The organism is Kitasatospora sp. NPDC087861, assembly GCF_044742585.1.
Taxonomy (GTDB): Bacteria; Actinomycetota; Actinomycetes; order Streptomycetales; family Streptomycetaceae; genus Kitasatospora.
The window spans coordinates 1-3,429 of record NZ_JBIUUS010000095.1; the positions used below are offsets into that span (position 1 = coordinate 1).

Here is a 3,429-nt window from a genome sequence, read left to right on the forward strand (position 1 = left end):
GGACCACTACTTCACCAACACCGGCGCACAACGCACCCCCCTCCCCACCTACCCCTTCCAACACACCCGCTACTGGCTCGACAACCGGCCGTCCGCTGTGGTCGATCTCGATGCGGCAGGTCTGGACAGCGCTGATCACCCGATTCTGAGGGCATCGATCACCATCCCATCGTCCGGCCGGATGCTGTTCACGGGCCGGGTGGCTCTGGCCTCGCTGCCGTGGCTCGCCGACCACACCGTGCACGGCGCGGTGGTGTTCCCCGGCACCGCCTTCCTGGACCTGGTCCTGCACGCGGGGCGGCGCAGTGGCCACCCCCGGCTGGCCGAACTGACCATGGACGCACCGTTGTTGATCGCCGCGGCAGGCGGTGTTCAGGTGCGGGTCGAGGTTGAAGAGCCGGTGGAGGGGCGTCGCGCGGTCGCGGTGTACGCACGTCCGGAGGACGCCGAGGACGGCTCCCCGTGGACGAGGCACTGCGCGGGCACCCTGGAGTCCGAGTCCGGTGCTCGCGGGGAGGAACCGGTGCACTGGCCGCCCGCGGACGCTGTGGCGGAGGACATCAGCGGTTTCTACGACCGGATGGAGGAGGCCGGGATCGGCTACGGTCCGACGTTCCGCGGCCTGCAGGCCGTGTGGCGGCGCGGCGACGAACTGTATGCCGAGGTCCGGTTGGACGGCGACGCCGGCGATTTCGCCGTACACCCGGCGCTGTTCGACGCCGCCCTGCACGCCACCGCGGTCGACCCGGACCGCGAGCACGCGAACCTGCCGTTCTCCTGGTCCGGAGTCACGCTGCACGGTCACTCGGGTGCCCGGCTGCTCGTCCGCCTGGTCCGCCGCGGCTCCGACGAGGTCGCGCTGGACCTCGCCGATCCGTCCGGTGCTCTCGTCGCTTCCATCTCGTCACTGGTCGGACGGCCGGTTCCCGAGGTGGCGGGGCAGCCGGGACGGGCTTCGTCCCTGCGCGTCGACTGGCAACCTGTGGCGCTGGCCGCGGTGGCCGAACTCCCCGCTGACACCGACGTGGTGCGGATCGTCGCCCGGCAGTCCTCCTCGATGGACGTCGCCGAGGCCGCCCGCGTGACGGCCGAAGCCGCGCTCGGGTCCGTGCAGGACTGGTTCGCCCAGCAGGACGATGCGCGTTCCCGCCTGGTCGTGGTGACCGACGGCCTCACCAGTGAGGACCCCGGACGCCGCCTGCCCGCCGCCGCAGTGTGGGGGCTGGTGCGCTCGGCCCAGGTCGAGTACCCGGGCCGGGTAGTGCTGGTCGACGGGGACGGCCCGCTGGCCGCCGCGGTGACCTCGGGTGAACCGCAGATCGCGCTGCGCCCCGAGGGCACCTTCGTGCCACGCCTCGTCTGCGGGGCACCGGCGGACGCGGACGCACCCTGGCGCCCGGGCACCGTCCTGTTGACCGGGGCGAGTGGTGCCCTCGGCAGCAGGATCGCCCGGCACCTGGTCGAGACGCGCGGTGTCCGGCGGCTGGTGCTGGTCACCCGGCGCGGCGAGGCGGCGCCCGGCTCCGATGCCCTGGCCGCTCAGCTGCGTGGACTCGGTGCCGAGGTGGAGTTCGCCGCCTGTGATGTGACCGATCGCCGTGCGCTGGCCGAGGTGCTGGCGGCCATACCCGCGCAGTGGCCGCTGTCCGCGGTCGTGCACTGCGCGGGGACGGTGGACGACGCGACCCTCCCGCGGCAGTCCGCGGAACGACTGCGGACCGTCTTCGGGCCGAAGGCGGCCGGCGCCTGGCACCTCCACGAGCTGACGCGCACGATGGACCTGTCCGCGTTCGTGCTGTTCTCCTCGGCCGCCGGCGTCCTGGGTTCGGCGGGTCAGGCGAACTACGCCGCGGCCAACGGGTTCCTGGACGCGCTGGCCGAGATCCGGCAGGCGCAGGGGCTGGCCGGGGTGTCCCTGGCGTGGGGCCTGTGGGACGTCGCGGACGGCATGGCGGGCAAGCTCGGCGAGACCGACGTGAGCCGGCTGAGCCGTTCCGGTGTCGTGGCGATCCGGGAGGCCCAAGGGCTTGCGATGTTCGACGCGGCGCTGGCGTCGCCGGACGCGCTGGTCGTCCCGCTGCTCCTCGACCGCGGCGCGCTGCGCTCCGCCCTGACCGAACTGCCCGCCGTGCTGCGCGGGTTCGTCGGTGCCCCGGAGCCGCAAAGGGACCGGCGCACGGCGGAGTCGCTGCGGGAGCGAGTCGGCGGCCTCGCCGGCGAGGCACGCGTGCGCGTGCTGGTCGATGCGGTGCGCTCCGAGGTCGCGGCCACCCTCGGCCATGCCTCGGCCGCGTCGGTCGACGCTCGTCGCAGCTTCACCGATCTGGGGTTCGACTCGCTCACCGCGGTCGAGTTGCGCAACCGGCTCACCGCGCTCACCGGGGTCGAACTCCCGGCGACCGTCGCGTTCGACCACCCGTCATCGGAGGCCCTGGCCGCTTTCCTGGACGGCGAGTTGCCCGGTGCGGCCGACACGCTGCCGGCCGAGTTGGACCGCCTTGAGGCGTTGCTCGCCGCGGCAGGAGAGGAGACCGACCGTGAGCACGTCGCCGAACGGCTCGAACACCTGCTCTCCGAATGGAAGCGGCGCGGCCATGAGAACGGGCAGCACACCGCCGATCTCACCGAGGCCACCACGCCAGAGGAATTGATGGACTTCATCGATCGCAACCTCTAACGCAGTTCCAGTTACCGTTCGTACGAAAAATAGGGGTGGTGCGCGATGGCGCAGGAGGAAAAGCTCTTCGGCTATCTCAAGCGGGTCACCGCTGATCTGCAGCAGGCGCGGGAGCGTCTGTCAGAGGTGGAGGGCCGCAACCGCGAGCCGATCGCGGTCGTGGCGATGGCGTGCCGCTTCCCCGGCGGGGTGGACTCCCCGGAATCGCTCTGGAACCTGGTTGCCTCCGGTGCTGACGCGGTGACCGGCTTCCCGCAGGATCGTGGGTGGGACCTGGCGGGCCTCGATCCGGCACGCCCCGGCGGGTCGGCCACCCGCGAAGGCGGATTCCTGCACAACGCCGCCGACTTCGACGCCGCCCTGTTCGGGATCTCCCCCCGCGAGGCACTCGCCATGGACCCCCAGCAACGACTGCTCCTGGAAACCGCCTGGGAAACCTTCGAACACGGCGGCATCGACCCGACGTCCCTACGCGGCACCCGCACCGGCGTCTTCACCGGCGTCATGTACAACGACTACGCCGCCCGCTTCACCACCCCACCCCAAGAAGTCGCCGGCCACCTCGGCAACGGCAGCGCCGCCAGCATCGCCTCCGGCCGCATCTCCTACACCTTCGGACTCGAAGGCCCCGCCGTCACCATCGACACCGCCTGCTCATCCTCCCTCGTCGCCCTCCACCTCGCCGCCAACGCCCTACGCAACGGCGAATGCACCATGGCCCTCGCCGGCGGCGTCACCGTCATGTCCACCCC

General features: G+C 72.0%; 2 protein-coding genes. Both read left to right on the forward strand.

Translation table 11 applies throughout. The features are described 5' to 3' along the window. Positions 1–2,677: SDR family NAD(P)-dependent oxidoreductase (locus ACIOJE_RS41165; protein WP_400783809.1), on the forward strand; the 2,677-nt coding region annotated here is incomplete at its 5' end. 45 nt (positions 2,678–2,722) lie between these two features. Continuing rightward, positions 2,723–3,429, forward strand: a 707-nt coding sequence (locus tag ACIOJE_RS41170) for a beta-ketoacyl synthase N-terminal-like domain-containing protein (protein ID WP_400783812.1), incomplete at its 3' end; no start/stop codon positions are given.